This is a genomic window from Streptomyces monomycini (assembly GCF_022271435.1).
In the GTDB taxonomy this organism is placed as follows: domain Bacteria; phylum Actinomycetota; class Actinomycetes; order Streptomycetales; family Streptomycetaceae; genus Streptomyces; species Streptomyces monomycini.
The window spans coordinates 614517-641325 of sequence record NZ_JAFIQY010000001.1 but is presented as its reverse complement, the minus strand read 5'-3'; the positions used below and the strand labels follow the sequence as shown (position 1 = coordinate 641325).

The 26809-nt window shown below is 74.4% G+C and carries 17 protein-coding genes and 1 pseudogene; 10 read left to right on the top strand and 8 right to left on the bottom strand.

Annotation, left to right across the window (positions count from 1 at the left end; translation table 11 throughout):
- Positions 1 to 167, top strand: a pseudogene (locus JXZ78_RS02655) (2-hydroxy-3-oxopropionate reductase); the annotation flags it as partial.
- A gap of 65 nt (positions 168 to 232) precedes the next feature.
- On the opposite strand, the gene JXZ78_RS02650 reads toward JXZ78_RS02655, so the two are convergent.
- From JXZ78_RS02650 to JXZ78_RS02640, 3 genes are all read right to left on the bottom strand, one after another.
- Positions 233 to 793 (bottom strand): GNAT family N-acetyltransferase, encoded by a 561-nt coding sequence (locus JXZ78_RS02650; protein WP_238782625.1) that lies wholly within the window; start codon positions 791 to 793, stop codon positions 233 to 235.
- Positions 794 to 876: 83 nt separating this feature from the next.
- Complete coding sequence (locus JXZ78_RS02645) at positions 877 to 2427, bottom strand: MFS transporter (protein WP_063726035.1); 1551 nt, start codon at positions 2425 to 2427, stop codon at positions 877 to 879.
- Positions 2424 to 3287 (bottom strand): GntR family transcriptional regulator, encoded by an 864-nt coding sequence (locus tag JXZ78_RS02640; RefSeq protein WP_063726034.1) that lies wholly within the window; start codon positions 3285 to 3287, stop codon positions 2424 to 2426. The genes JXZ78_RS02645 and JXZ78_RS02640 overlap by 4 nt, the downstream gene beginning before the upstream one ends.
- Before the next feature lie 289 nt (positions 3288 to 3576).
- Here JXZ78_RS02640 and JXZ78_RS02635 point away from each other — a divergent pair, with 289 nt between their 5' ends.
- On the top strand, positions 3577 to 5202 hold the full coding sequence (locus tag JXZ78_RS02635; RefSeq protein ID WP_372498386.1) for an amidohydrolase family protein: 1626 nt from the start codon (positions 3577 to 3579) through the stop codon (positions 5200 to 5202).
- A gap of 190 nt (positions 5203 to 5392) precedes the next feature.
- On the opposite strand, the gene JXZ78_RS02630 is transcribed toward JXZ78_RS02635, so the two are convergent.
- From JXZ78_RS02630 to JXZ78_RS02620, 3 genes are all read right to left on the bottom strand, one after another.
- Positions 5393 to 7231 carry an ABC-ATPase domain-containing protein gene (locus JXZ78_RS02630; RefSeq protein ID WP_078624035.1) on the bottom strand — a complete coding sequence of 613 codons (1839 nt, stop codon included), beginning with the start codon at positions 7229 to 7231 and terminating at the stop codon, positions 5393 to 5395.
- Positions 7232 to 7385: 154 nt separating this feature from the next.
- A complete protein-coding gene (locus JXZ78_RS02625; protein WP_030018638.1) occupies positions 7386 to 7577 on the bottom strand; it encodes a hypothetical protein in 192 nt (63 codons plus the stop codon).
- Positions 7574 to 7765, bottom strand: coding sequence for a hypothetical protein (locus tag JXZ78_RS02620; protein WP_030018637.1), 192 nt, complete (start codon positions 7763 to 7765; stop codon positions 7574 to 7576). The genes JXZ78_RS02625 and JXZ78_RS02620 overlap by 4 nt, the downstream gene beginning before the upstream one ends.
- A gap of 414 nt (positions 7766 to 8179) precedes the next feature.
- Between JXZ78_RS02620 and JXZ78_RS02615 the strand changes: the two genes are divergently transcribed.
- Positions 8180 to 9052 (top strand): helix-turn-helix domain-containing protein, encoded by an 873-nt coding sequence (locus JXZ78_RS02615; protein WP_157851488.1) that lies wholly within the window; start codon positions 8180 to 8182, stop codon positions 9050 to 9052.
- 64 nt (positions 9053 to 9116) lie between these two features.
- Positions 9117 to 9665 (top strand): hypothetical protein, encoded by a 549-nt coding sequence (locus JXZ78_RS02610; RefSeq protein WP_208870112.1) that lies wholly within the window; start codon positions 9117 to 9119, stop codon positions 9663 to 9665.
- A gap of 7 nt (positions 9666 to 9672) precedes the next feature.
- On the opposite strand, the gene JXZ78_RS02605 is transcribed toward JXZ78_RS02610, so the two are convergent.
- Positions 9673 to 10650 carry a hypothetical protein gene (locus JXZ78_RS02605; protein ID WP_030018634.1) on the bottom strand — a complete coding sequence of 326 codons (978 nt, stop codon included), beginning with the start codon at positions 10648 to 10650 and terminating at the stop codon, positions 9673 to 9675.
- A 272-nt stretch (positions 10651 to 10922) separates the two neighbouring features.
- Between JXZ78_RS02605 and JXZ78_RS02600 the strand changes: the two genes are divergently transcribed.
- Both JXZ78_RS02600 and JXZ78_RS02595 read left to right on the top strand, forming a co-directional pair.
- Positions 10923 to 11879, top strand: a complete 957-nt coding sequence (locus tag JXZ78_RS02600) for a threonine/serine dehydratase (protein WP_030018633.1) — start codon at positions 10923 to 10925, stop codon at positions 11877 to 11879.
- Positions 11880 to 12206: 327 nt separating this feature from the next.
- Entirely contained in the window at positions 12207 to 16409 is a 4203-nt protein-coding gene (locus JXZ78_RS02595; RefSeq protein WP_030018632.1) for a non-ribosomal peptide synthetase, read from the top strand.
- 86 nt (positions 16410 to 16495) lie between these two features.
- Here JXZ78_RS02595 and JXZ78_RS02590 read toward each other — a convergent pair whose 3' ends face one another.
- Positions 16496 to 17563, bottom strand: a complete 1068-nt coding sequence (locus JXZ78_RS02590; RefSeq protein ID WP_030018631.1) for a helix-turn-helix transcriptional regulator — start codon at positions 17561 to 17563, stop codon at positions 16496 to 16498.
- 103 nt (positions 17564 to 17666) lie between these two features.
- On the opposite strand from JXZ78_RS02590, the gene JXZ78_RS02585 reads away from it, so the two are divergent.
- From JXZ78_RS02585 to JXZ78_RS02570, 4 genes are all read left to right on the top strand, one after another.
- Positions 17667 to 18095 (top strand): DUF3224 domain-containing protein, encoded by a 429-nt coding sequence (locus JXZ78_RS02585; RefSeq protein WP_030018630.1) that lies wholly within the window; start codon positions 17667 to 17669, stop codon positions 18093 to 18095.
- A 161-nt stretch (positions 18096 to 18256) separates the two neighbouring features.
- Entirely contained in the window at positions 18257 to 18874 is a 618-nt protein-coding gene (locus tag JXZ78_RS02580) for a hypothetical protein (RefSeq protein WP_030018629.1), read from the top strand.
- Between the two features lie 277 nt (positions 18875 to 19151).
- Positions 19152 to 22952 carry a WD40 repeat domain-containing protein gene (locus JXZ78_RS02575; RefSeq protein WP_030018628.1) on the top strand — a complete coding sequence of 1267 codons (3801 nt, stop codon included), beginning with the start codon at positions 19152 to 19154 and terminating at the stop codon, positions 22950 to 22952.
- 137 nt (positions 22953 to 23089) lie between these two features.
- Entirely contained in the window at positions 23090 to 26809 is a 3720-nt protein-coding gene (locus JXZ78_RS02570) for a hypothetical protein (protein WP_030018627.1), read from the top strand.

Below are 26809 nucleotides of genomic sequence, written 5' to 3'. Positions count from 1 at the left end.
ACATGGGCATCGTCACCGACGCCGCCCGCACCGTCGGCGCCGCCCTGCCCACCGGCACCCTCGTCGCCTCCCTGGTCGCCGCCCTGCGCGCCCAGGGCGACGGCGCCCTCGACCACTCCGCCCTCCTACGCGGCGTCGAACGCCTCTCCGGCCACACCACCGGCTGAGCACGGCCCGCACCGGACGACGCCTGCCCGAGCCACCGCCGCGACCAGCAGCCCGCGGCGGTGGCTCAGGCGTCGGCGGGCCATTCGTCGCCCGCGATGCGGGCGTGCAGGTGCTCGTCGTGCCAGCCGTCGGCGTGCAGCAGCGCGCTGCGCAGGGTGCCTTCCAGCCGGAAGCCCGCCTTGGCCGCCACCCGGCAGGACGCCGGGTTGGCCACGGAGTGGCTGAGCCGCAGCCGGTGCAGGCCGAGATCCTCCAGGGCCCATCGGCTGATCCGTACGGTCGCCGACGCCGCGAGCCCGCGCCCGCGTCCGGCCGGGAGCAGCCAGTAGAGGAACTCCGCGCTGCCGCCCCTGAGGTCCAGGTCCGCGAGTCCGGCCAGTCCCACCGCTGCGCCGCCCGCGCCGTCCGCGACGGCCCAGATGGCGGCCTGCTCGTCGTGCCACCGCTGATGCCAGTGCGCGATCTTGGCCCGCGCGCCCTCCGCCGAGACCTGTGCGGGCCGGTTCCATTGCCGGATGTCCGGGTCCTGGCAGGCGGCGACCAGCGCGTGCGCGTCGGTGGGCCGCCACGGGCGTAACTCGGCGTCCGCGGTGAGCCCGAGGGTGGGCTGCTCGCTGTCCCGCATACGGCCGGCGGGTACTACGGGAGGTATCGGGGACGGTGTGGAAGCGGCCGTGGAAGGAGCTGCGGCAGGCGTGGTGGCGGAAGTCATGGGTGGATCTTGCCAGCGACCGTGCGGGAGCGGCGTCCCGGGTACCAGGCGACCACCAGCGCCCCGCCCGCCACGACCACCGCGGCCAGTACGAGCATCGCGGCATCGAGCGAGCCGGTGAAGGCGTCGAGCACCGCGTCCCGCAGGCCGCTGCCCGCGGGGCCGGACGCGCTCAGCTCCCGTTCCGCCGCGGCCACGGTCGTCGGCGGATGCGGGCCGCGGAGTACGGCAGGCAGGCGGGCGGTGAAGAGGGCGGTGACGATGCTGCCGCTGATCGCGATGCCCAGCGCGCTGCCCAACTCGCGGGCCAGGCTCTGCAGTCCGGAGCCGGTTCCGGCCCGGTCCGGCGGCAGTGCCGACATCATGCCGTGCGAGAGCAGGGGGGTGGCCAGGCCGCAGCCGGCCGCGGTCAGGGTGGCGCCGGTGGCGTAGAGGACGTACGGGGTGCGCGCGCTCACCGTGGACACGGTGGCCAGGCCCGCCGCCAGTACCAGCAGCCCCGTACCCACGGTGGCCCGGCCGCCCAGCCGCCGCTCCAGTGCCATCGCGCAGCGCGGGGCCAGCAGCAGCGCGGCCGCCATCGGCAGCAGACGGATGCCCGCACCCAGCGGCGAATGGCCTTGCGCGTACTGGAGGTACTGGCCGTTGACGTAGAACAGGCCGAACATGCCGACGAAGGCGAGTGCCAGACCGAGCGCTCCCGCCCGCACGACCGGCAGGGCGAAGAGCCGCGGGTCCAGCATCGGCTGCGGCCGCCGGAGTTCGTACCGTACCCAGCAGGTCAGCAGTACGGCGGCGAAGGCGAACCCGCCCACCGTCCGTACCCCCAGCCAGCCCGACTCCGGCCCGGAGACGATGCCCGCCAGCAGGGCCAGGAAGCCGGCGGTCAGCAGGGCCGCCGAGAGCGGGGAGACCGGACGGCCGTGGCGTACGGCGGCCGGAACGCAGCAGGCGATCAGGACGAGGGCCAGGAGGGTCGGCGGGACGACGCACAGGAACAGGGCCCGCCAGGAACCGGTCTGGAGGGCCGCGCCGCCCCCGACATTGCCCAGCACCGCCGCCAGCCCCGTCATCGACGCCCACACCGCCACCAGCCGGGGCCGGCGCTCCGGCGCCGCGTCCGCCACCAGCAGGGCCAGCGTCGTCGGCAGTACGGCGGCGGCACCGGCTCCGGAGAGCATCCGGCCGGCGATCACCACCGCGATGCCGGGCGCGGCGGCGCACAGCGCGGACCCCGCCGCGAACAGCGCCATCCCGCTCAGCAGGGTGCCCTTGCGGCCCAGCCGGTCCGCGAGCGCGCCCGCCGGGACGAGCAGGCAGGCGAAGAACACCACGTACCCGTCCACGACCCACACCACGGCCTCGGCGGACGGGTGCAGCGCACTGCGGGACAGCGACGGGATGGCGAGGTTGACGGCGGACACCATGCCGACGACGAGGGTGACGCACAGGCACAGCACGGCGATGCCGAGGCGAGACGGGCCGGTGGCGGCGGCGTTCGCGGTGCGGGGGGAAGCGGTACGCGAGGTGGGTGCGGCGCGGGTCATCGGTCGTCACCTGCCGGGCCGGAACCGTTGTACTCCGTCGGGGCGGACCTGTGCTTCCCCTCAGCGCCGGAACCGGCGGGCGGGCTGCCGGGCGCACCGGTGTCCCGGCCCAGCTCCGCGCGGAACGCCAGCCGGTCGCCCCGTACGCGCAGGAACTCCAGGTCCACGGGGCGTCCGTCCGGCAGCCGGGTGAGCCGTTCGACGGTGAACACCGCCTGCCCCGGCGGGGTTCCGAGCAGGGCCGAGGTGCCGGGGTCCGCGTTGACCGCGTGCACGGTCACGCTCGCCGAGCCCAGCGGGCCGCCGACCGACTCCTCGATCAGGCCGAACAGGTCCCGGCCCGCCAGGTCCGCGTCCAGCAGCGGCCGTCCGATGTCGGTGGTCAGGTAGGTCAGGTCCAGTGACAGCGGGTCCTCGCCGAGGCGGCGCAGCCGCTCGATGTACACGACCTGTCCGTCCTCCGGGACGCACAGCTTGCGTGCCACCTCACGAGGCGGCCGGATCACGTCCGCGACCCGTACCTCGTTGCTGATCCGCCCGTACGCCGACAGGGTCTCGGCCAGTCCGGTCAGCCGTTCCAGCGTGTGCTCGTACGTACGGTGCCGGATCACCGTGCCCACCCCCTGCCGCCGTTCCACCACGCCTTCGTCGCGCAGGACACCCAGCGCCTCGCGGACGGTGTTCCGCGAGGCGCCGTGGTCGGCGATCAGGCTCCGCTCGTCCGGCAGGACGCCGGAGGGAAAGGCGCCGGAGGCGATCTGCCGGCGCAGCACCTCCGCGACCTGCCGGGCCCGGTCCGCGCGGGACCGGGTGCGGTGGCCCGCCGGAGCGGCGGCCGGTTCGGACGGCGACGCGGTCATGGGATCTCCGCAACTCGGCTCGGGGCACGCCGGGCGGCAGGGTGCCGGGCGCCCGCTCAACCTAGGGGCCGCACATTTCCCCGAAGTTACGCCACCCACGCTGACCTGGGACGACGCTGGGACGTGCGGGTTTGTGCGCTGTATCGGGGGGTTCCGCCACCCGGGGCGGCGCACTCGTGGGGGCGCGGTTTCTCCCGTATGCCGGAAGGGTTGTTCCGTGTTGCGGGCTCCTTTATCGTCGGCCCGCCCGGTCCAGGGCGGCGGGAAACCGACCACGGAGGAGAGCGCGTTGGGGAACCAGGCAGGGCGGGAGCGGTCGGGGGACGAGGGCGCCCGGGCGGCGGACGAAGGGCCGCGCCCGGAGGAGGACCGGGGGAGCCAGAAGGAGCGACAGGGTCGGGAGAACCCCGGGGCCCGGGAGGCCCCGGAAGCCCGGGAGAACTCTCAGGTCCGGGAGGCGGGAACGGGGCGCAGGTCCTTCCTGATGCACGCCGGGCTGACCGGGGCGGGTGGGCTGCTGGCGGCGACCGCGGGGACGGCGACCGCGGCGGCGGGGCCCGCGTCGGCCGCTGCCCCCGAACTCCGCCCCGAGCACTTCGAAGGCGACGAACTCCTCCTCGTACCGGAAGCGTTGCTGCTGCCCGGAGGGCCCGTCAGGGATCATGCCGTACGCGTGGCAGGCGGAGTGTTCCGGGAGGTCGGGCCCGCGCGCCAGCTGATCGGCACCCATCGTCGCCTGACCCCGGTACACCTCGGACGCGCGCTGCTGATGCCGGGATTCGTGGACGCGCATCACCATCTGACGCAGAGTTTCGGCAAGGCGCAGGCGTTCGGGCAGCCGTCGGAGATCTTCAAGACGGTCTGGGAGCCCCTGGAACGCGCGCTCGACGAGGAGAGCGCCTACCTGGCGGCGAAACTGGCCGCGCTGGAAGCGCTGCGCGGCGGGTTCACCACCGTCGCCGACGCCGGTACCCGCGCGCCCGTCGATGTCGCGGTCCTGGCGCAGGCCACCCAGGAGGCCGGTGTCCGCTGCGTGCTGGGCCGGGTGTGCTCGGACGGCAAGGGCGGTGAGCGGCACCTCGCCCGCTGGGACGGGGCCCGGCTGGTGCACCCCTCGCTGGCCATCCCCGTGCCGGAGGACGCCGCCGACGCCGGGGTACTGCGGCGCACGGCACGGCTGTGCGCTGAAGCGGGCGCCGTCTTCCAGGTGCACGTCAACGAACACCTCGCTTCCGTCGAACGCTCCCTCAAGAGCGTCGGCCGGCGCCCGGTGGAACACCTCCACCACGTCGGCGCCCTCGGACCGCACACGCTCGGCGCCCACGCCACCCTGCTCACACCCGGCGAACTCCGCCTGCTGGCCGATACGGGCACGGCCGTCAGCTACAACCCCGTCGCCAGCGCGTGGAAGGGCAACGGCGTCGCGCAGGCCGGGACGATGGCCGCCATGGGTGTGCGCTTCGGCACCGGCACGGACGGCACCCGCGGTGACGGATTCCGGCTGGTGGACGCCGCGGAGACCGCGCAACGGCTGGCGTTCGGCCTGCGGAGCGGCGACTCCGTGTGCGGGGCCGGGCGGCTGTGGCTGGAGCACGCGACCTCGCGCGGCGCCGACGCGCTCGGCCTCGGCCGGGTCACCGGCGAGATCGCGCCCGGCAAGGCGGCGGACTTCCTCGTCGTGGACCTCGACGTACCGGAGCTGACGCCGTCGTGGGACCTGAGCTGGGAGCTGGTACGGCTCGCGGGCCGCGACCAGATCCGCGCGGTCGTGGTCGGCGGCCGCCTGCGGCTGTGGGAAGGCCGGCCGCCCCACTGGGACGGCGCCGCACTGGTACGGCGGGCCGCCGAGGTGGGGCGCGAGGTCGTGCGGCGGGCGGGCATCCGGCGCGTGGAACCGGTGCCGTCGGCGTCGTAGCGCGCGCTGTGGGAGTGTGCCGGGGCTCGTCCGCGTACGTGCAGCGCGCGCACCAGCCGGTACGCAGCGCGCGCCGCACACCCGCGTAGCCGTACGCAGCGCGCCGCGTACGCGGAGAGCCCCGGCCCTCAGGCCTCCGCCACCCCTGACGGGCGGTCCTCAGCCTTCCGCCACCCCCGACGGCCGGTCCTCAGCCTTCGCCACCCCCGACGGCCGGCCCTGTTGGCCGGCTTCCCGTCGGCCGACCCAGGACCCGCAGGCCGCGCAGGCGGTTCAGGGCCGCGGCCACCTCGTGACGGCGCGGCAGCGCGAAGTCCTCGTCGCGGACGGCCAGGAGGCGGTGCGCGCCGTCTTCCAGGTCGCCGTCGAGCAGGTCGAGCGCCTCGGCCAGGGTGCGCTTCCCGTCCACGTACCCGCGCCGCACCATCAGTTCGAGGGCCAGTCCGATGCCCACCACCTGGCGCGCGTCCGCGATCTGTTCGACGGCCCGCAGGTCGATGTCGTGTTCGCCGAAGGTCAGTCCGTCGTCGCCGCGTGCCCGGATGCGGGAGCGGCCGCGTACGGACGTGTCGAGCGAACCGGGGTCCGGGCGGCGGTGGGCGACGCCGGGGAAGGCGTCCGCCTCGGCGGTCCGGCCGGTCGGCACCGCCGCCAGCCGGCGTGCCCGCTCGGTGACGTCGGACGGCCGGTACGCGTCCATGATGACCACCTGGTCCGCGACCTCCATGTAGTCGCCGGACCCGCCCATCACCAGCACGGTCGAGACCCCGTGGTCCCGGTGCAGGGAGCGGACGAGGTCCACGAACGGCGTCAGCGGCTCCCGCTCCTTGGCGACCAGCGCCTGCATCCGCGCGTCCCGGATCATCAGGTTGGTGGCCGCGGTGTCCTCGTCGATGAGCAGGGCCCGCGCGCCCGCCTCGACGGCCTCGCACAGGGAGGCGGCCTGCGACGTGGAGCCGGAGGCGTTGTCCGTGCAGAAGTCGGTGGTGTCCGCGCCGCTCGGCAGATGGTCCACAAAGGCGTGCACGTCCACCCGCTCGACCCGGCGGCCGTCCTCGGAGCGGATCTTGACGGTGTCGGGCCGGGCCGCCACGCGCTCGCGGCCGTCCCCCGGAACGTGGTCCCACACGCCCGTCTCCAGGGCCCGCAGCAGCGTCGACTTGCCGTGGAAGCCGCCACCGACGATCAGGGTGACGCCTTCGCGTACGCCCATGCCGGTGACCGTCCCCGCGTGCGGCAGGTCGACCGAGACCCGCAGTTCCTCCGGAGAGGTGAACGGGACGACTCCGTCACCGGCCGCCGGGCGGTCGTCCACGCCGCTGCGCCGCGGCAGCACCGCGCCGTCGGCCACGAACGCGACCAGGCCGAGGCCGGGCAGCGCGGCGCGCAGGGCGGCCGAGTCCTCGACGGTGTCGGCGAAGGCCCGTACGTCGTCGGCGTCCAGCGCCGCGTACCGCAGCGCGCGCTCGGCGACCCTCGGCAGCAGGCCGCACAGGACGTGCTCCGCCGCGTGCCCGTCGATGCGGCGGCCGTGTCCCGGCAGGTCGACACCCAGGCGCAGTGTCACCGAGCCGTCCCGCGCGTCGACCAGGCAGGAACTGCGCTCCAGCACCTCCTGGCCGCCGGCGTCCACCCGCAGCGCCCGGTGGTCCGCCGCCTCGGCGGCCCGCCGCGCCAGGTAGCTCGCCAGCGCCCGCCGCCGGACCGGCGACTCCCACAGATCGGCGGGGAACCCGGCTTCCTCGGCCGGTACGCGCAGGGCGACGCGCGCGGGCGGCGCGTACGGGTCGGACTGCCCGCGGATCACCTCCAGGGTGAAGCCGGGCATGGACCAGCTGCCGAGGAGCGCCTTGTACCTGCCGTACGAGGCGCCGTCCATCCGGCGCAGTTCCCCGGCCAGCCCGTCCCGTACCCCTTGAGGGCGGTCGGCCGCCGACCTGTCCTGTGGACGGCCGTGGCCACGGGGCTGCCCGCGGTCCCGGCTGTGTGCGCGTCCGCGGTCGTGGTCCCGGCCTTGAGGGCGTGGCACAGCGCCTGCACCTTTCTCGTCGTGTCTCGTCTGTCGTACGGTCACCGGCGGTCCACCGGCCCGACGGCCGACGATACCCAGACCGGCCCCGCGCCGTCGCACGCGGACGCGCGACCGGCCGCGGCGGGGCGCACCCGTCCGCGGCCGGTCACGGTCACCGGCCCCGCGCGTCCCGGCCGTCAGCCGTACGGGCCGGCCGCAGACCGACCAGGGTCGTGCCGCCGCACGCGCAGATCGCGGACGTGGCGACCAGCAGCCGGCCGGAGCAGTCGACGACCGGGACGGTGAAGGTGCGCGGCTCCGAGACCCCGCACCGGCGGCACGCCGCCGTCGGCGCCGCGCTCACCGCCGCCGCCCCGCCCCGCCGCGCACGGTGGCCGGCGTGAGCGCCGATGCCACGAGCAGGACCCAGAGGGAGTCCTGCGGGACGGGGAATCCGGTGGGGGAGGGCGTCACCAGGGTGACGCCCACGACGAGCACCGCCACGAAGGCGATGCCCGTACAGCGAAGGGCTGTCCTGAAGTCGACGGACATGAGATCTCCTTGTGGAAGAAGAACACGAGGTGTTCCGAGTCCGGCAGCAGGCCGCTCCCTGCTTCCCGCCAGAAGCACCAGGGAGCGGCCTCTTCGTGTGCCGGTGGCGGTACGGGCGCCGCCCGTCCGCCGGTTCGTCCCGGCCGGTCGCGATCGGCTGTCAGGTCACATGGCGTCCTCCTTCCCGCGTTCCCGCGTTCCCGCGTTCCCGCCGCGCGGCGCCGCGCAGCCCGTGCACCGGAAGTGTCGGCCCCGCGCTCACCTGCGCCTATGGCCCAGAGACGGGCGCAGGCATTTCTGAGCACCGCGGCAGCGCGGCGGGGCACTGGCGAACCCCGGTGGCACAGGCGGACAATGACGGACAGGCACGGAACATCTGTGACACCCGCCGCGCACCCGGGGGATGATGATCCATTGACCGAACGGCCAGCGTCCCCGCCCGCCCCGGAGCCCGTGGAAGCATTCGCGGAGCAGCTGCGCGAACTGCGGCTGCGCTGCTTCGAACCGACCGAGGCCCGCCTCGCCCTCCAGATGAAGTGCGGGCGCAGCTCGGTGTCCGCGATGCTGAACGGGCGCCGCTTCCCCAGTTGGGAACTGACCTCCGCCTTCGTCAGCGCCTGCGGCGCGGAACCGGCGGACTGGCTGGACCGCTGGCGGGACGCGAAGCGCCGCCTCGACGCGCTGCGCCGGGGGCCGGCCGGGCGGGACGGAGCGGCGGGTGCCGCGGCCCCGGCGGCGCTGCCGGACGTCGGCGGTGACGCGCTCCTCGCCGCGACCTGGTACCGCAGCAACCCCGAGTTCTACTCGGCGGCGGCCCGGTGCGTCCGGGCGGCCCGGTCGGAGATCAGGGTGACGTACACCCGCCGCTATCCGCCCGACCAGTACACGACCAAGGCCTCCGCCGACTACTTCGCGGACATCCTGTCCTGGGCGCGCGAGGACACCGAGGACCAGCGCAGCGTCCGCCGCATCATCGGCATCCCCGAGTGCGAGGGCGTGCCCGACCGGGACGTCCTCGCCTGGGCCCGGCGGCACCGGGAGGAGACCGGTCGCCTGCTCAACTACGAGGCGAACGTCCTGCGGTGGACGGCGGCGGCCGACGGCCTGAACATGGCGCTGATCGACGACAGCACGGTCTTCCTGGCCTTCTCCGGGGGCGCCCGCCAGAAACTGAACGGCTTCAGTGTCCAGGACCCGACGTACATGTCGTACTTCGCCGCCTACTTCGAACAACTGTGGACGCCGCTCCAGCCGCTGGGCGCCTACCTGGACTCCACGGGAGGCTGACATGGCGTCGTCGACCGACACACCGTTGCCGCACGAGGGAGGCGCCACGGCGCATACTGCCCGGGTGAGCAACGAGTCATCGGACGAGGTGCCGGACACTGCCGCACAACAGTCCACCGAACGGGAACGGCGGCTCGAAGAGCGCGAGAAGGAGACGGACCGCCGCGAACTCCACGCCGACCAGCGGGAAGAGCTGGCAGACCGGCGTGACGAGGCCGCCGACCGGCGGGAACGCCTCGCCGACGTCCGGGAGGGCGAGGCCGACCTGCGGGAACGCCGTGCGGACGACCGGGAGAGAGCCGCCGACCGGCGCGAGGTCGCGCTCGACGCGCAGGAGGAGCAGGCGGACCACCGGTCCCGCGTGGCCGGGGAGCGCACCGTCGGCCACCGGCAGCGCTCCTCCGAGGCCATCGACCGGGCCCAGGGCCTGATCGAGGCCAGCCAGGACCAGCTCCTGCGTGCCGACGCGGCCCTGCGCCGCGCGGAAGAGCGCGACGAGTTCGAGCAGCGGGCCGTCGACCAGGAAGTGGCGGTGTCGGAACGGCAGAAGCGGCGCGACGGGCAGGAGTCATCGGACGCCGGCCCGTCGGAGCCACGGCGAAAGGAAAGCTGACGGGAGCCTAGCGCGCGTCAACCGGCGCCAGCGCGTCGTCGGCGAAGCGCGGTACCTCCGGGTTCTCGTCGTGGCCGCCGTTCTTCTCGCGGATCCACTTGCCGGCCAGGGCGGGGATCCAGGCCGAGTACTCACTCCGCGTCAGGTCGCCGGGGACCTTGCCGCCCAGCTTGTCGATGTCCGCCGCGGGGTAGCCGCCGGGCGCGTCGATGCGTTCGGCCGGGGTGTCCTTCATCGTCGCGTCCCAGACCTGGAGGGCGAACGTGGTGCAGTTCCTGGCGGAGGTTCCCGCCCAGCCGCCGGTCAGGAGGAAGTCCCAGCTGGGCAGGAGCGTGTACTTCTCGTCGAGTCCGGCGCGCCGCTGGATCTCCTGCTTGAAGGCGTTCTGCTGGGCGCCGGTCAGTGCCGTGCAGCGCGCGGCACGCGGGGAGTGCGCCTGGCCCTGGTCCTGCTTGCGGCTCGGCCGGTCCCACTCGACCAAGGGCTTGCCGGGGACGTTGATGTCGTAGCCGGTGTAGTTGACGGACATGCCGTCGACCGGGGAACCGTCGCCGTTGATGCCGTCCGGGTCGTTCGGCTGGAAGGAATACGTGTCGTACCGGGCCTCTGCGCCGTTGTCCAGCTTCCGGTGCAGCTTGCCGCCGGTGGTGAAGTGCACGAGCCAGCTGTGGCCGAACACGTGCTGGCTCACGTTCAGTTCGTAGAGCAGCTTGTTCGTCTGCTCGGCGTAGGACAGCTCGCCGTACTTCTTCGCGAAGTCGTCGCTCTTCCACAGCGCGTGGGCGCGCTTGCCGATGTCCCAGACGTAACCGCCGGTGGTGCGGTCGGTGATCTCGGTGCTGTAGATGCAGAGCACGTTGTCCAGCGACCCGGCACCGGACGGCCGGGGCCGGTCGGCGGCCTGGGCGGCGGGTGCCGGGAGCAGGCCCAGGAGGAGGGCGGCCGCGGCGCTGGAAGTGATCACGACGGGTGTACGTAAGGTCATCAGGTGCGGGTGCTTTCCTTCGGTCGGCCGGCGGCTCGGACGCGTCACCGGCTCGGCGTACCAAGATCATTTCGGTCGCCGGTCCCGTGCGCCAAGGGCGGAAAGTCCTGGCCGGGCGGGACTTTCGCCCTTACGGGGCGGGGGCGGCCGGGCGCCCCGGACACGGCCCGTGATCAACTGGCCCGGTCCGGCCGGAAGGGCGGCTCCGCCCGCCGCGCCGGACGGCACTGAGACACGACCTCCGACGTTCCGACCCGGGAGAGTGGACCGCGATGAGCAGCATCAGCTACGAGGACGTACAGGCGGCGGCCGGCCGGATCGCCGGAGACGTGCGCCCGGTCACCGTCGCACCGGTCGACCCGGGCGGGTTCGGGCCCGGCGAGGGCTGGCTCGCCTACGAGTTCACCCAGCACACCGGGTCCTTCAAGGCCCGCGGCGCGGCCAACTTCGTCGCCGCGCACCGGGAGGCCGGCACCCTGCCCGAGGCCGGGGTGGTCATCGCCTCCGGGGGCAACGCCGGGCTGGCCTGCGCCTGGGCGGCGGGCCGCCACGGCGTCCGGGCGACGGTGTTCCTGCCGCAGACCGCGCCGCCGGTCAAGGTCGCCCGGCTGCGCGGGCTCGGCGCCGACGTGCGCCAGGTGGGCACCGAGTACGCCGCCGCGCTGGAGGCGTCCGAAGAACACGTCGCGCGCACCGGGGCATTGGCGGCGCACGCGTACGACCACCCGCTGATCGCGGCCGGGGCCGGCACCCTGCTGGAGGAGATCCGGGCCGCGCTGCCCGGCCTGGACACGGTCGTGGTCGCGGTCGGCGGCGGTGGCCTGTTCAGCGGGGTCGCCGCGGCCGCGCATCACCACGGCGTACGGGTCGTGGCCGTCGAGCCGGAGAACTGCCGCGCGCTGAACGCGGCGATCGAGGCGGGCCGGGTCGTCGACGTCCCGGTCGGCTCCGTCGCCGCGGACTCGCTGGGCGCCCGCCGCGCCAGCCGGATGGCGCTGGACTGGGCGCGGCGGACGGAGGCGGTCTCGCTGCTGGTCCCGGACGAGGAGATCGTGGCCGCGCGCCGGGGCCTGTGGGACGACCGCAGACTGGCGGTCGAGCACGGCACGGCGGCCGCCCTCGCCGCCCTCCGGTCCGGTGCGTACCGGCCCGCGCCGGGAGAGCGGGTGTGTGTCGTGGTGTGCGGCGCGAACACCGACCCGTCGGACCTCGTACGTCCCGGTGAGTGACCCGGGCGGCCCGTTCTGGCGCACGTATTCGACGTACGCGTGACTGCCGGGCCGTTCGCCGGAAAGCCGTCCGGGCCCCGGAACCGCCCGGCCCCGCCCTCGTTGTTCCGCCGGTGAGCTGCGCGTCAGCGGTTCCCCGGGCGGCCCGCGGCGCGCGCGCCGCCCCCGTCTCCGTACACCTGTCCAAAGAGATTTGCCGACGAACCGATACACCCGTCGTGTGGTGCTCGTTGGCCCTTTACGGCGCGTGAGTCGCGACCGGTCGCACGGCCCCGCCACGGCCCGGTCGCCGCCGTACACCAGCACCTTCGTCAGGAGACGGCAAGCATGAACAGGAAGCCAGGCCACCGCGGTCGCCGATTGCCGCTGACCGTCGCGCAGACGGGGATGTGGTTCTCCCAGCAGCTGGACGCGGAGAACCCGATCTACCGTGCCGCGGAGTACGTGGACATCCACGGCCCGGTCGACCTGGCCGTGCTGGACGCCGCGGTGCGCCGCGCCGTGGCCGGCATCGACGCCGTACGGGTCCGGTTCGAGACCGACGAGGACGGCGGCGTCTGGCAGATCCCCGACCTCGCGGACGACTGGCCGCTGCCCGTCGTCGACCTGCGGGAGGCGGCGGGCCGCCCCGCGGGCCCGCCGCCCGGCCCGGCCCGGGTGGTCGCGCCGGCCGACCCGTGGACCCGCGCGAAGGAATGGATGTGGGCCGACCTGCGCAAGCCCGCCGACCTGCGCCGCGCCCCGCTGTTCAGCTTCGCCGCGCTGCTGCTGTCCGACGACCACTGCGTGCTGTACATGGCACTGCACCACATCGTCCTGGACGGCTACGGCTTCTCGCTCCTGATCCGGCGGGTCGCCGAGATCTACAGTGCCCTGGAGGCGGGCGAGGACTGCCCGCCCAGCAGCCTGGGCACCCTGGAGGAACTGCTGGCCGACGAGGCCGAGTACCACGCCTCCGAACGGTTCGCCAGGGACCGCGCGTTCTGGGCCGAGCGCTTCGCCGGCCGGACCGCCGGGACCGGTCTCGCCAGCCGGCTGGCCGCCGTCCCGCACCGCTTCGTGCGCGAGACCGGCCACCTCCCCGCGCCCGCCGCCGACGGACTGCGCTCGCTGGCCCGGCAGGCCCGGTCGGGGCTGCCCGTGGTGGCGATGGCCGCGCTCGCGCTGTACGTGCACCGCATGAGCGGGTCCACCGAGGTGACGCTGGACCTGACCGTGACCGGCCGCGTCGGCGCCGTACCGCGCAGCACGCCGTGCATGGTGGCCAACGTGCTGCCGCTCCAGGTCGGACTGGAGCCGTACACGACCGTGCGCGAGCTGCTGCGGCGCACCTCCGAGCAGGCCCGCGGCCTGCTGCGCCACCAGCGCTACCCGTCGCCGTACCTCGTCCAGGAGATGGGCGCCGCGCACACCGGCGGCCCGCTCGGCGACTGGGGCATCAACATCATGGGCTACGACCCGGAGCTGGCCTTCGGACGGCACCCGGCCACCCTGCACAACCTCTCCAACGGCCCGGTCACCGGCCTCGGCGTCAACGTCTACGAGCGGACCGACGACGGCTCCCTGCGCATCGACTTCCAGGCCGACCCGGACCTGTACGACGCCGAGGCCACCGCCGCCCACCAGCGCCGCTTCCTGGCCCTGCTGGACACCCTGGCCGGCATCGACCCCGAACAGCCCGTCGGCGGCATCGACCTGCTGCCCGCCGCCGAGCGCCGCCGGGTGACCACCGGGTGGAACGACACCGCCCGTACGGTGCCGGCCACCACGCTGCCCGCGCTCTTCGAGGAGCAGGCCCGCCGTACGCCCGACGCCACCGCCCTGGTGTGCGGCGCCACCACCCTCTCGTACGCCGCGCTGAACTCCCGGGCCAACCGGTTGGCGCACGCGCTGATCGGACGCGGCGCCGGGCCCGAGACGTTCGTGGCGCTGGCCCTGCCGCGCACCGCCGACCACCTCGCCGGCCTGCTGGCCGTCCTCAAGACGGGCGCCGCGTACGTACCGGTCGACCCGGAGCTGCCCGCCGAGCGGATCCGCTTCCTGCTCGCCGACACCCGCCCGGTCTGCGTCCTCACCACGGCAGCGGCCGCCGGGCACCTGCCCGGCACCGCCGCCACCTTGTGCCTCGACACCCCGGCCGCCGCACGGGAACTGGACCTCCGTCCGGACGCCGACCCCACCGACGCCGACCGGGTGACCCCGCTGGCACCGGGCCACCCGGCGTACGTCAGCTACACCTCCGGCTCCACCGGGCAGCCCAAGGGCGTCGTCGTGGAACACCGCCAGCTGACGAACCTGTTCTTCGACCACCGGGCCGAGCTGATCGACCCGGAGACGGCCGCCGCCCGGCGCCGCCTGCGGACCGCGCTGACCGCCGCGTTCTCCTTCGACACCGCCTGGGAGGGCCCGCTGTTCCTGGCCGCCGGCCATGAACTCCACCTGGTCGAGGACGCCGTACGGCTCGACCCGCCCGCCCTCGTCGACTACATCGCCGACCGGCGCATCGACTTCCTCGACCTCACCCCCACCTACCTGCACCAGCTGATCGCCGCCGGACTGTTCACCGGCGAACGGCACCGGCCCCGGATCCTCATGGTGGGCGGCGAGGCCGTCGACGCCGCCCTCTGGGAGACGCTGCGCACCCTGTCCGGCACCACCGCGTACAACTACTACGGGCCGACCGAGTGCACCGTCGACGCCGTGTACTGCCGGATCGCCGGCCAGGGGGAGCAGCCCGTCATCGGACGGCCGGGACGCAACGTGCAGGCGTACGTGCTCGACGCCGCGCTCAACCCCGTGCCGGCCGGGGTGCCGGGGGAGCTGTACCTGGCCGGTGACCAGATCGCCCGCGGCTACCTCCACCGGCCCGCGCTGACCGCGGAGCGGTTCGTCGCCAACCCGTTCGCCCACGCGGGCAGCGGGTCGGCCGCCGGCACCTGCGGCGACCCCGGGGTGCCCTGCACCTGCGGCGCGCCGGGTTCGCGCATGTACCGGACCGGCGACCGGGCGCGCTGGACGCCCGACGGCGTCCTCGAATACCTCGGCCGCGCCGACGGGCAGGTCAAGGTACGCGGCTTCCGCATCGAGCCCGGCGAGGTCGAGACGGCGCTGGCCCGCCACCCGGGCGTCGCCCACGCGGTGGTCACCGTACGGGAGGACACCCCCGGCGACCGGCGTCTGGCCGCGTACGTCGTGCCCGTCGCTCCCCGGCGCCCGGCCGCCCGCACCGCGCCCGGCCGTGTCCCCGCCTCACGCCGCTCCGGTTCCGGTAGCGCCGCGCCCGCACCGGTCGACGCGGACATCCTGCGTGCCTGGGCGACCGCGCGCCTGCCCGAGTACATGGTCCCCGGCGCCTTCGTCCTCCTGGACCACCTGCCGCTGACCGCCAACGGCAAGCTGGACCGCGCCGCCCTGCCCGCGCCGGAGGCCCCCGCCGCCTGCAACGGACGGCAGCCGCGCAGCCCGCAGGAGAAGGTGCTGTGCACGCTGTTCGCCGAGGTCCTCGGAGTGCGGCAGGTCGACGTGGACGACGACTTCTTCGCCCTCGGCGGGCACTCCCTGCTGGCGGCCAAGCTCATCAGCCGTATCCGTTCCGCCCTGGGCACCGAACTGTCCATCCGCGCGCTGTTCGAAGCACCCACCGTCGCCGAACTCGTCAAGGTGCTGCGTACCGGCGGCGGTTCGGACGGGTTCGAGGCCCTGCTGCCGTTGCGTACCCGGGGGAGCCGCCCCCCGCTCTTCTGCGTCCACCCCTCCGGCGGCCTGAGCTGGTGCTACGCCGGGCTGCTGCGCCACCTGGGACCGGACGTCCCGGTGTACGGACTCCAGGCCGGCGGGCTGGAGCAGCGCGCGGCCCTGCCCGCCACCTTCGGGGAGATGGTCGCCGACTACGTCGGGCAGCTCCGCGCCGTACAGCCCACCGGGCCGTACCACCTGCTGGGCTGGTCGCTCGGCGGCGCGCTCGCGCACGCCATCGCGGTCCGGCTCCAGGCCAGGGGCGAGCGGGTGGCGCTGCTGGCCATGCTCGACTCGTGCCCCATCGACCCGCACGGCACGACGGATTCCGCCGTGACGGAGCACGACATCCTCGCCCTGCTCCTGGAGGCGGCCGGGCACGACCCGGACCGGTTCGCACGGCCGCTGACCGTGCCGGGCGTGGCGGCGGTGCTGCGCGGCCAGGGCGGCGGCGACGAACTCCTGGACTCGCTCAAGCAGCACCCGGCGCTCGGCGAGGACCGGCTCACCGCCGTCACCGAGGTGTTCACCAACTCGGTGAAGTTGCTGCCGACCTTCTCCGAGGGCATCTTCGACGGCGACCTGCTGTACTTCCACGCCACCGAGGGCAAGCCCGCCCACGCGCCGACCGCCGAGGCCTGGCGTCACCTGGTCACCGGCCACATCGAGAACCACGACGTCCCCTGCACCCACCACGCCATGACCCAGGCGGAACCGCTGGGCCGGATCGGGCGGGAGGTGGCGGCGCATCTGGAAGCGACGGTGGCGGTGCCCGGTCCGGGGGCGCGGGGGTGAGGCGGGGCGGCCACGGCCGCCTCGTGCGACTGCCGGGCCGAGGTGCCGCGCCGGTGGGGGCTCATGGTGCCGCGCCGGTGGGTGGCTCATGGCGCCGCGTACCGCTCCGCCAGTTCGGACGCCGTGCGGGCGACGGCGGCACGGAGGCCGGGCGGGCCCAGTACCTCGGCCTCCATGCCCAGTCTGAGGAGGTCGCCGACCGCGACGGCCGGGGTTTCGACCGGGAGGTCGACCAGCACCCAGCCTTCGCGGTCCGCCGGCCCGGCGGCTTCCAGGGCCCGGCTGCCGGCCGCGCCGAACTGCATGGGCAGCAGCCGTTGGGCGCGCGGGGAGATCCGTAGCCGTGCCGTCGCATGGTGCAACCTGGCCTCCAAGCGCTGGGAGGACGCCTCCCAGCAGGCGGCCAGGTCGAAGCCGGCCGGCCGCTCGAAGGGCGTGTCCGTCGTCTCGGCGCTCATGAGGCGGGAGATGCGGTAGGTCCTGGTCCGTACGGTGGTGCCGTCTGCCCCCGGGGCAATGCCGTCCGGTGGGGCGGTGTACCCCGGTGGCGGGCCGTCCGGTGGGGCGGTGTCGCCCGGTGGCGGGCCGTCCGCCCAGGCCACCGCGTACCAGATGCCGCTCTTCAGGACGAGGCCGAGCGGGCGCAGCTCCCGGTGTGCCTCCCGGCCGTCCCACGCCCGGTAGCGGACGTGCAGCGTCCGCTGTTCCCAGACGGCGCGGGCCACGGACGCCAGGTGGGGTACGGGGTCCGAGTGCCGGAACCAGGCGGCGGCGTCCAGGTGGAAGCAGTCCTGGAGGCGGCGAGCCCGCTCCGCCAGGCCGGGCGGCAGCGCGGCCTGGAGCTTCAGCTGGGCCGTCGCCAGGCCCGCGCCCAGGCCCAGTTCCCGCGCGGCTCCCGGCACACCGGCCAGGAACAGGGACTCCGCCTCGGCGTCGTTCAGCCCGGTCAGCCGGGTGCGGTAGCCGTTCATGAGCGAGTAGCCGCCGTCCGGGCCGCGTTCGGAGCGGACCGGGACGCCCGCGGCGCCCAGCGCCTCGACATCCCGGTAGACCGTCCGCAGGGACACCTCCAGTTCGGTGGCCAGCTCGGCCGCGGTCATCCGGCCGCGGTTCTGGAGCAGCAGGAGGAGGGAGAGCAGACGGTCGGCGCGCATGGGGTCATTGTCGCGCCGTACCTGACAGAAGGTGTCAGGTACGGCAATCAGACTTCGGGCACGCCGCGCGGACCGCACCGCGCGGCCGGACGAGAGGACCACCATGACCGCCCAGACCAGCGCCGCACGCACCCGCACCACCGGGCACTTCACCTACACCGACTGGCAGGAGCGCGCCCTCGGCGAGGAGGACACCTTTCCGCGCCTGGCCCACGCCACCGTCGTCAACACCTTCGCCGGGGGCATCGAGGCGGCCCGGACGACCTGCGAGTACACCATCGTCTACAGCACCGAGAAGACCGGCACGTTCACTGGGATGGAACTGCTGACGGGCACCGTCGACGGGCGGCAGGGTGCCTTCGCCATGGAGGAGCGCGGCTCGTTCGACGACAGGGGGAGCGTGCACTGCACGTTCGAGGTCGTGCCGGGCTCGGCCACCGGGGAGCTGGCCGGACTGCGCGGCACGGGGGAGTTCACGGCCGAGCACGGCAGCCCGTCCGTTCCGTACACCTTCGACTACGACTTCGGCTGAGGTGCGACTTCGGCTGAGGAAGACCGGGCGCGGCTCGCGCTCCCCTGCGGACCCGCTCCCTCCGCTGCGCCGCGCGCGTCCTAAGATCGGTCGGTCCAGGAACAAGGTGCGCAGGCCGCGTCCAGCGGCCCGCGCGCAACGGGGAAGACGGGGAAGCAGCAGTGCAGCGCAACAAGTGGATACGTACGGCGGCGACGGTGGCTCTGGTGGTCTCGGCGGCCAGCGCTTGCGGATCGTCCGGAGAGCCGGCGTCCGCCAAGGGCACGCCGGTGCCGAGCCCGACGGCCGCGCCGCCCGAGCAGGCCGCTCCGCAGCACCCGGCGCCCGGCAAGAAGGCGCCGGTGCTGGAGCAGATCAAGTACGACCTGGAGAGCCGGGTGCTCTCCATGGGCGGCGCGGTGTCCAAGCCGACCAGCAGTACCTGCGACACCAAGGAGGTCGGCGGCGAGAAGCCGCAGACCTTCACCTGCACCGTGAAGTACATGGGAGTCGACGTGCCCTTCCGCGTCGAGACCAAGGGCGGCTTCATCCTGATGCAGTACACGGCCACGCCCACCAAGGGCGGCGTGCTGACCGCCGAAGGGATGCGGGCCCGGGCGTGGAAGCAGTACGGGATGTACGGGGGCAAGGCGGCCAGGTCGCTGCGCTGCGACAAGGCTCCCGAGGTGCAGCTGGTGCCGCTCGACAAGCCCAGCGGGTACCGCTGCTACGTGGGTGAGGGCGGCCTCAAGGGCGACTACGACGCGATCGTCACCGCCCACGGTATGCGGCTGACGTGATCCGGGTGACGGGCATCCCACCCCCGTGAGGATGCCCGTCCACTCACCGGCCGCACCGCGGTGCGGTGCTGCGCCGGCCCGGCCCCGTCGACGCCGGAGGGGGCGGACGCGGGCACCGTGGACCGGCGCAGGTACGGCCCACTTCACCGCACCGGCCATTGATTGGCAGCCCCTTTCCGTGCGCCCAATCAATGCCCCGCACGGCCGGAAGGGGCCTTGTGGCGCCCCGCCCGGCTCCGTACCGTGGCGTTCCCGGTCAGCTCGGCGCGGAGGCCGCATGGGGCGTCGCGAAAAGCCCGTGGACCCCGGGGCGGGTCCGGTACAGCGGTTCGCGTACGAACTGCGCAAGCTGCGCCTGGAGGCGGGCAGTCCGACCTACCGGGCCATGGCGGAGCGGGCGGCCTACTCGGCCGCCGTACTCTCCCAGGCGGCGGCGGGGGAGAAGCTGCCGTCCCTCCCGGTCGCGCTGGCCTATGTGACGGCGTGCGGCGGGGACACCGGGCACTGGCAGCGGCGCTGGCACGAAGCCGTACGGGAGGACGCGGCCCGCGTCCTCGAAGCGGAGGAGGACGGCGCCGTCGCGCCCTACCGCGGCCTGGCCCGTTTCGAACCGGACGACCACGCGCGCTACTTCGGCCGCCGCCGGCTCACGGAGGAACTTCTCCGGCGGGTGCGCGAGCGCCGGGTCGTCGCCGTGTTCGGCCCGTCCGGCAGCGGAAAGTCCTCCCTGCTGCGCGCCGGGCTCATCGCCCGCCTGCGGCAGCCCGCCGCCGGCCCGCCGCTCGGCTTTCCCCCGCCCGCCGCGATCCGCGTCCTCACCCCCGGCGCCCACCCCGAGCGCGACGCCGGACGGCTGTTCGCCCCGGCCGGGACGCCGGGGGACACCTGGCTCGTGGTGGACCAGTTCGAGGAGGTCTTCACCCTCTGCGCGGACCCCGACGAACGGAACGCGTTCATCCGCCGCGTGCTGACGGCCCACGACCCCGCGAGCCGCCTGCGGGTGGTGCTGGGCGTACGGGCGGACTTCTACGGCAGGTGCCTGGCGCACCGGGAACTGGCCGGTGTGATCCACGAGGCGAGCCTGCCCATCGGCCCGATGTCACCGCAGGAACTGCGGGAGGCGATCGTCAAGCCCGCGGCCGCCGAGGGCCTGATCGTGGAGCGGTCGCTGACCGCCCGCCTCGTCGAGGAGATGGCCGAGGAGCCCGGCAGCCTGCCCCTGCTCTCGCACGTCCTGCTGGAGACCTGGCGGCGGCGCCGCGGCCGTACCCTGACGCTCCAGGCGTACGAGGCGGCGGGCGGCGTCCACGGCGCGGTCGCCCAGACCGCCGAACAGCTCTACGGCCGGCTCTCGCCGCGGCAGGCCGGGACGGCCCGCCGGATGCTGCTGCGCCTGATCACCCCGGGCGAAGGATCGGCCGACACCCGCCGGCCCGCGGCCAGGGGAGAGCTGGACGCCGGTGACCCGGACGCCGCCCAGGTCGTCGAACAGCTGGCCAGGGCCCGTCTGATCACGGTGGACCAGGACACCGTGGACCTGGCCCACGAAGCGCTGATCACGTCCTGGCCGCGGCTGCGCGGCTGGATCGAGGAGGACCGCGGGCGCCTGATCGTGCACCGGCGGCTGACGGAGGCGGCCGGGCTGTGGGACGAACTCGACCACGATCCGGGGGCGTTGTACCGCGGCACCCGTCTGGACGCCGCGGAGGAGGCGTTCGCCGCGGAGGAGGCGCGCGGCCCGGCGGAGGCGTTCGCTCCGCAGAAGGCGCCCGGCCCGCAGGAGGAGATCGGTCCCGCGTCGTCCTCTGCCGGCACTCCTGACGAACTCACCCCCCTGGAGCGCGCTTTCCTCACCGCCAGCCTCGCGGCGCGCGACCGCGAACGCCGTGCCGCAGCCCGGACCACCCGCCGGCTGCGCCAGTCCGCCGCCACCCTGTCCGTCCTCCTCGCCCTCGCCCTCGCCGCCGGACTGGTCGCCTGGGACCAGTTCCGTACCAGTGAACGGCAGCGCGACGCGGCGGTGGCCGCCCAGCGGATCTCCCTGTCGCGGCAGCTCGCCGCCCAGTCCTCCGCCCTCATGGGGGACTGGCCGGACCTGTCCTCCCTCCTGGCGGTCCACGCCTACCGGACCGCTCCCACCAAGGAAGCCGTCGCGGGGCTGTTCAGCGCGGTGGACGTGCCGCTGCGGCGCCGGCTCGACGCGCACTCCGGCGGGGTGCGGGCGGTTGCGTTCAGCCCCGACGGGCGCACCCTCGCCACCGGTGGCGGGCGCGATGCCACCGTACGGCTGTGGAACGTGCCCGCCGGAACGGCCCGCGCCACCCTCCCCGCGCCCGCGCGGACCCTCGCCGCCCTGTCCTTCAGCGCCGACGGGCGCACGCTGGCGGGCAGCACCAGTGGCGGAGTCTGGCGGCTGTGGGACGTGGCCACCGGCCGTATCCGCGCGACGTTCGGCGGGCACGGCGGCCCGGTGGCGACCACGGCCTTCAGCCGGGACGGCCGCACCCTGGCCGCCGGCGGCACCGACGGCACCGTGCGCCTGTGGAACGCGGCCACCGGCGCGCTCATCGCGACGCTGCGCGGTCACACCGGGAAGGTCGTCTCGGTGGCCTTCGCGCCCGACGGACGCTCGGTGGCCACCGGCAGCCTGGACGGGACCGTACGCCTGTGGGACGCGGCCACCGGCGCCGCCCGCGCCCGGCTCGAATCGCCCGCGGGCAGCAACAGGGCGGTGGCGTTCGGCCCGGACGGGCGCACGCTGGCCATCTACGGCAGCAACGAGGCCGCCATCAAGCTGTGGGACGTGGCCGCCGGCAAGGTCCGCACCACCCTCGCCGGACCCGCCGGATACGTGCTCGCCATGGTCTTCGGCCCGTCCGGCCGCATCCTGGGCGGCGGCAGCGACGACGGCACCGTACGGCTGTGGGACGTGGCCACCGGCGCGAACCTCGGCACCCTCCCCGGCCACGCGCGCCGCGTCAGCTCGGTGGCGTTCAGCCCGGACGGGCACACGATGGCCAGCGGCAGCGACGACGGCACGGTCCGGCTGTGGAACACCGCCCTCGGCGATACCCTCACCACCCTGACCGGACACTCCGGGCCGGTGGGCGCCGTGGCGTACGGCCGGGGCGGCCGTACCCTGGCCAGCGGCAGTGACGACGGCACCGTACGGGTCTGGGACCTGGGCACGCGCGGGAGCCGGACGCTCGGCCGCCGGTCCGGCAGCGGCGGTAGCGACCGCGTCCGCGCGGTGGCGTTCAGCCCCGACGGCCGCACCCTCGCCACCACCGGCAGACGCACCGGCCTGCGCGTCTGGGACGTGGCCACCGGCAGACTCCGCGCCACTCTGGCGCGGTTCAAGGGGGATGCGGTGGCCTTCGGTCCGGACGGCCGGACCTTGGCCGGTACCGACGGGTCCGGTGCGGTGTTGCTGTGGGACACCCGCAGCCACCGGACCCGGACCCTGTCCGCCTCCCGTACCGATCCGGCCACTTCGGTCGCCTTCAGCCGGAACGGCCGGACCCTGGCGAGCGGCAGCCGGGACGGCCCCGTACGGCTGTGGAATGTGGCCACCGGCCGGGCCCGGAACGTCCTGACCGGCCCTCGGGGCAACGCCGGAGTGGTCGCGTTCAGTCCGGACGGCCGTACCCTGGCCGGCGGCGGCGCGGACGGGTCGGTACGGCTGTGGGACGTGGTCACCGGCAAGGCCCGCACCACCATCACCGGGCACACCATCGGCGCGCTGGGCGCGGTGGCGTTCACCCCCGACGGCCTGACCCTGGCCGCCAGCGGGCGGGACACCGGCAGCGTACGGCTGTGGGACGTGGCCACCGGCCAGGCCCGCGCCACCTACGCGGGCCAGACCGGCCTCGTACGGTCGGTGGCGTTCAGCCCCGACGGCCGTTCGCTGGCCACCGGCAGCAGCGACGGAGTGGTACGCCTGCGGGAGGTGTCCCTGCCCGGCCCTGCCGAGTCCGTCAAGAGAATCTGCCGCGCCGTCAACCGCGAGCTGACGCGTGCGGAACACGCCGCGTACCTGCCGGACGAGGCGCCCCGCAAGGTGTGCGGGACGCCCTGAGGAAACCCCGAACACATTTGCCCCTGTTGGAGCGCTGCGTACCGTCTGGTGCGGGCGCGCCGTTGGAGATAGGAGGTAGGCGGGGCTGCGCGCGAGGGACGGGAGGGCCCGCCCGGCGCGCAGAGCTAGGGGGCGTCATGAGCACTCCGGCAGCGCTGCGTCTGCTGCGCGGCACCGACCTGCTGGACCTGTCGTTCGGCTTCGCCGGGCTGACGGTGGAAGGGACCGGCGGGGACCGGCGGCTGGTCCGCGCGAACGCGCAGGCGGACGGCTGGATCGCGGTCACCTTCGGACCGCAGCACACGGTGGAACAGGCCTTCAGCGACGAAGTGCCGGGGGAGTCCCGCGACCTGCCCGTGGGCTCCCTGATCAGCGGCCGGAGCGTCCTCGTCTTCGAGGTGGGCCCGCGGGACGCGGTGCCGTTCACCGAGGACGGACTGCTCGACGCCATGCGCAGGCTCCCGCTGCGCGTCGTGGACGCGGCACGGGAACCGGACACGCCGGCTCCCGTGGCACCGGCGTTCCGGCCGCCGCCCGTCACACCGGACGGGCAGGACGCCGCGGCCCGCGCCATGGCACTCGTGCGGCTTCTGCGGACGACGACCGAACTCACCGCCCGCTTCGGCCCCGAGACCTCGCGTGCCCTCGCGGAAGCGGCGGGCGCGGTGACGGGGGGCGAGGTGGCGGGGGGCGAGGCGGCGGCGGAAACGGAAGCCGGAGTACCGGCCGTACCGGAGGGAACGGAAGCCGGAGCACCGGCCGCGGCGGCCGGGCCGCAGGACCCGCTCGCCGACCCGGCCCGCCCCCGTACCGGCATCGAACTTCCCTACCGGCTGTACCTGTCGCCCTCGCAGCGGGGAAGGTGGATCCACCGGGGCAGGATTCCGGCGCCCGAGCCGGGCGCCCGCGTCCCGCTCTGGCACACCCGGCTCGACGCCGGGACGGTCCGCGCGGTGTGGAACCGCGAACGCGGCGGCGACCCGGGCGCGCCGTACGCCTTCCGGCAGGCGCTGGAGCCGGACGACCGGCGGGACATCGTCGACCTCACCACCGGCGCGGGCCTGGTCGGGCCGGACGGCAGCCCGTACGTCCCGCAGCCCGTGTCCGTACGGCTGCTGATGCTCTCCACGGCCGGCGGCTGGCTGGACGGCCTCGGCTCCTGGCCGCGACGGCCGCGCGGCGTCTCGCTCTCCGAATGGCGCCACCGGGCCACCATGGGACGCGACCACTACGTCCGGGTGATGCGCGAGGGGTTCCTGTGCCCCTTCGGGCACAAGGCGGTCTATGTCCGCGTCACCGAGCGGAAGTTCGACGACTCCCGGGCCGCCTACCTGATCCAGCGGGAGTTCGTCGTGGTACGGCAGCCGTTGCGCACGTACGACCCGAAGACCGCGCTGCCCACCGGGCCCGACCCCGCGAGCGACCTGGCGAACGTGCTGTTCCCCTTCACCAGCGTGCGCCTGGACACCGTGGAGACTCCGAACCTCGTACCGCCCGTCGACCGGCGCAAGTTCTTCCCCGCGACCCCCGCGGAGCAGCCGTTCCACTTCAAGGTCACCGCGGTCGACCACGGCGGGAACGCCGTCGAGTTCCGTACGCCGCTGCTCTTCCTCGACGAGACGCTGGCCACCGGCACCGGACTCGCCGCGGCCGTCGCCGAGTACAACGCGCTGGACCGCAACCCGCCGGCCGCCGCCGCCGCGCCCGGCGCCGCGGCGGCGGAGCACCCGGTCGAGGCCAGCGCCGACCTCCTCGGCCAGTCGGTGGCGCTCGCGCCCGTCCTCCGGCCCGACGACACCCGGCTCGACGTGACCCGGATGGTGTGGGGCATGGCGGCGCCGCCCGCGCTGGCCGACCCGGCGCCGGGCGACCCGGCCGTGTCGAAGAACGCGCAGTTCCTGCCGCAACTGCGCTGGGCGCAGGCCGTCGTGCCCGCCGTCGGACGGCTCAGCGGTACGGACGCCACGGTGCCCGTCGCCTATGCGAAGCGGTACGCCCTGTCCGGCTTCGACACCGTCGGCGGCCCGGTCCGCAAGGCCAACGCGGGGCAGGTCTTCCTCAGCCTGCTCACCCCCGAGAACCAGCCGCTGCGGATGGACTTCGGCCGGCAGAGCGACCGGTCCGGCGGCCTCACCGCACCCAGCATGATCGTGTCCGGACTGTCCCGCCTGACCGGACCGGTCTCGGGCGTCCCGGCCGTCGGCGGCGAGGACCCGCTCCAGCTCATCGCCGACGGAACCTTCCGCCCGGAGGAGTTCTTCCGCCCGCTGGACGTCCTCGACGCGGTCGGCCCGAGCCTGCTGGGCGTGGTGCCGCTCGCCGAAGTGATCAAGGGCGTGGACGGGCTCGGCAAGGCCCTGAAGGTGCCCAACTTCTTCACCGAGACGGTCAGCGCGGTCACCGGCTTCCTCTCCGACCTCGGCCGCGCCCGGCAGCTGCTCACCCACGAACTCGACCGCTACCCGGCCGCCGCCCGCCAGGTCGCCGACACGGCGGAGAAGTTCGTCACCGTCGTCGGGGACTTCGTGGCCCAGGGGCTCGCCGGCCGTACCGGGCCGATCACGATGCAGCAGGTCGACACCGCCTTCGCCGCCTTCACCACCGCCCTGACCAACCTGCTGAACACCCTGCCCGCCGGCGCCGACCCGGGCGTACGGGCCCTGCTCACCCGTGTCCAACAGCAGATCGCGACCTGGACCCGGGCCGCCGGAGAGGTCGTCGCGCTGCGCGACGCCGTCCAGCAGGCCGCCAACGGCTTCCGGCTGCCGGAGACCGTCAACGCGCGCCTGGAGTGGAACCCGGACATTCAGCCCGTCCTCCTGGACGGCTCACCGGTCTTCCTGCCGGACGCCGACGGGCGGCTGTCCCTCGTCGTGGATCTGCGCGGCTCCCTGCGCCGGGACCTGAGCGTCGGCGCTGACGTCAGTTGCAGCCTGGAGAACTTCGCCCTGATCCTCGTGCCGAAGTTCAACGCGCTGCGGCTGAGCTTCCAACACGTCCGCTTCACCGCCCGGGCCGGCCGCAAACCCGACATCGACGTCGTCCTCAAGAGCGTCGACTTCATCGGTCCGCTCTCCTTCGTCCAGACGCTGCGCAAGCTCATCCCGGTGGACGGCTTCAGCGACCCGCCGGGCATCCAGGTCACGCCCTCCGGCATCGTCGCCCGGTACGGGCTGCCGCTGCCGAACCTGGCCATCGGCGTGTTCAGCCTGGAGAACCTGCGCCTGGACGCCTACCTCGACCTGCCCTTCCTCGGCCGGTCACTGGAGATCGGCTTCTCCTTCTGCAGCCGGCAGGCCCCCTTCCGGCTCACCGTCTCGCTGCTCGGCGGCGGCGGGTTCTTCGGCATCGTCCTCACGCCCCAGCGGGTGGCCGTCCTGGAGGCGGGCCTCGAATTCGGCGCCGCCGTCTCCCTCAACTTCGGTGTCGCCAGCGGCAGCCTGTCCGTCATGGCGGGCATCTACTTCCGCCTGGAGCTGCAGACCGGGGAGTCCCGGCTGACCGGTTACTTCCGGGCCCGCGGCGAGGTCGACGTCCTCGGCATCGTCTCCGCCTCCATCGAGATCTACCTCGACCTCACCTTCGAGACCGCCACCGGAACCGTCTACGGGCGGGCCAGGATCTCCGTCAGCGTGCACATCGGCTTCTGGTCGCAGTCGGTCACGATCGAGTGCGAGAAGCGCTTCGTGGGCAGCGGGCCGCCCCCCGCCCCGCTCGGCGGCGCGGGGGCGGCGGCGCAGGAGCCACCCCGGCCGCCCACGTACGCCGACATGATGGCGCCCTACACCGACCCGGCCACCGGCGCCCGGCGCGACCCCGTCACCGAGTACTGCACTGCCTTCGCGGAAGTGAGCTGA

What these genes read in the sequence shown, in the direction of transcription:
- JXZ78_RS02650 (WP_238782625.1), bottom strand. Translation starts at nt 793, where the DNA reads ATGCGGGACAGCGAGCAGCCCACCCTCGGGCTCACCGCGGACGCCGAG.
- JXZ78_RS02645 (WP_063726035.1), bottom strand. Translation starts at nt 2,427, where the DNA reads ATGACCCGCGCCGCACCCACCTCGCGTACCGCTTCCCCCCGCACCGCG.
- JXZ78_RS02640 (WP_063726034.1), bottom strand. Translation starts at nt 3,287, where the DNA reads ATGACCGCGTCGCCGTCCGAACCGGCCGCCGCTCCGGCGGGCCACCGC.
- JXZ78_RS02620 (WP_030018637.1), bottom strand. Translation starts at nt 7,765, where the DNA reads ATGTCCGTCGACTTCAGGACAGCCCTTCGCTGTACGGGCATCGCCTTC.
- JXZ78_RS02605 (WP_030018634.1), bottom strand. Translation starts at nt 10,650, where the DNA reads ATGACCTTACGTACACCCGTCGTGATCACTTCCAGCGCCGCGGCCGCC.
- JXZ78_RS02600 (WP_030018633.1), top strand. Translation starts at nt 10,923, where the DNA reads ATGAGCAGCATCAGCTACGAGGACGTACAGGCGGCGGCCGGCCGGATC.
- JXZ78_RS02595 (WP_030018632.1), top strand. Translation starts at nt 12,207, where the DNA reads ATGAACAGGAAGCCAGGCCACCGCGGTCGCCGATTGCCGCTGACCGTC.
- JXZ78_RS02590 (WP_030018631.1), bottom strand. Translation starts at nt 17,563, where the DNA reads ATGCGCGCCGACCGTCTGCTCTCCCTCCTCCTGCTGCTCCAGAACCGC.
- JXZ78_RS02585 (WP_030018630.1), top strand. Translation starts at nt 17,667, where the DNA reads ATGACCGCCCAGACCAGCGCCGCACGCACCCGCACCACCGGGCACTTC.
- JXZ78_RS02575 (WP_030018628.1), top strand. Translation starts at nt 19,152, where the DNA reads ATGGGGCGTCGCGAAAAGCCCGTGGACCCCGGGGCGGGTCCGGTACAG.
- JXZ78_RS02570 (WP_030018627.1), top strand. Translation starts at nt 23,090, where the DNA reads ATGAGCACTCCGGCAGCGCTGCGTCTGCTGCGCGGCACCGACCTGCTG.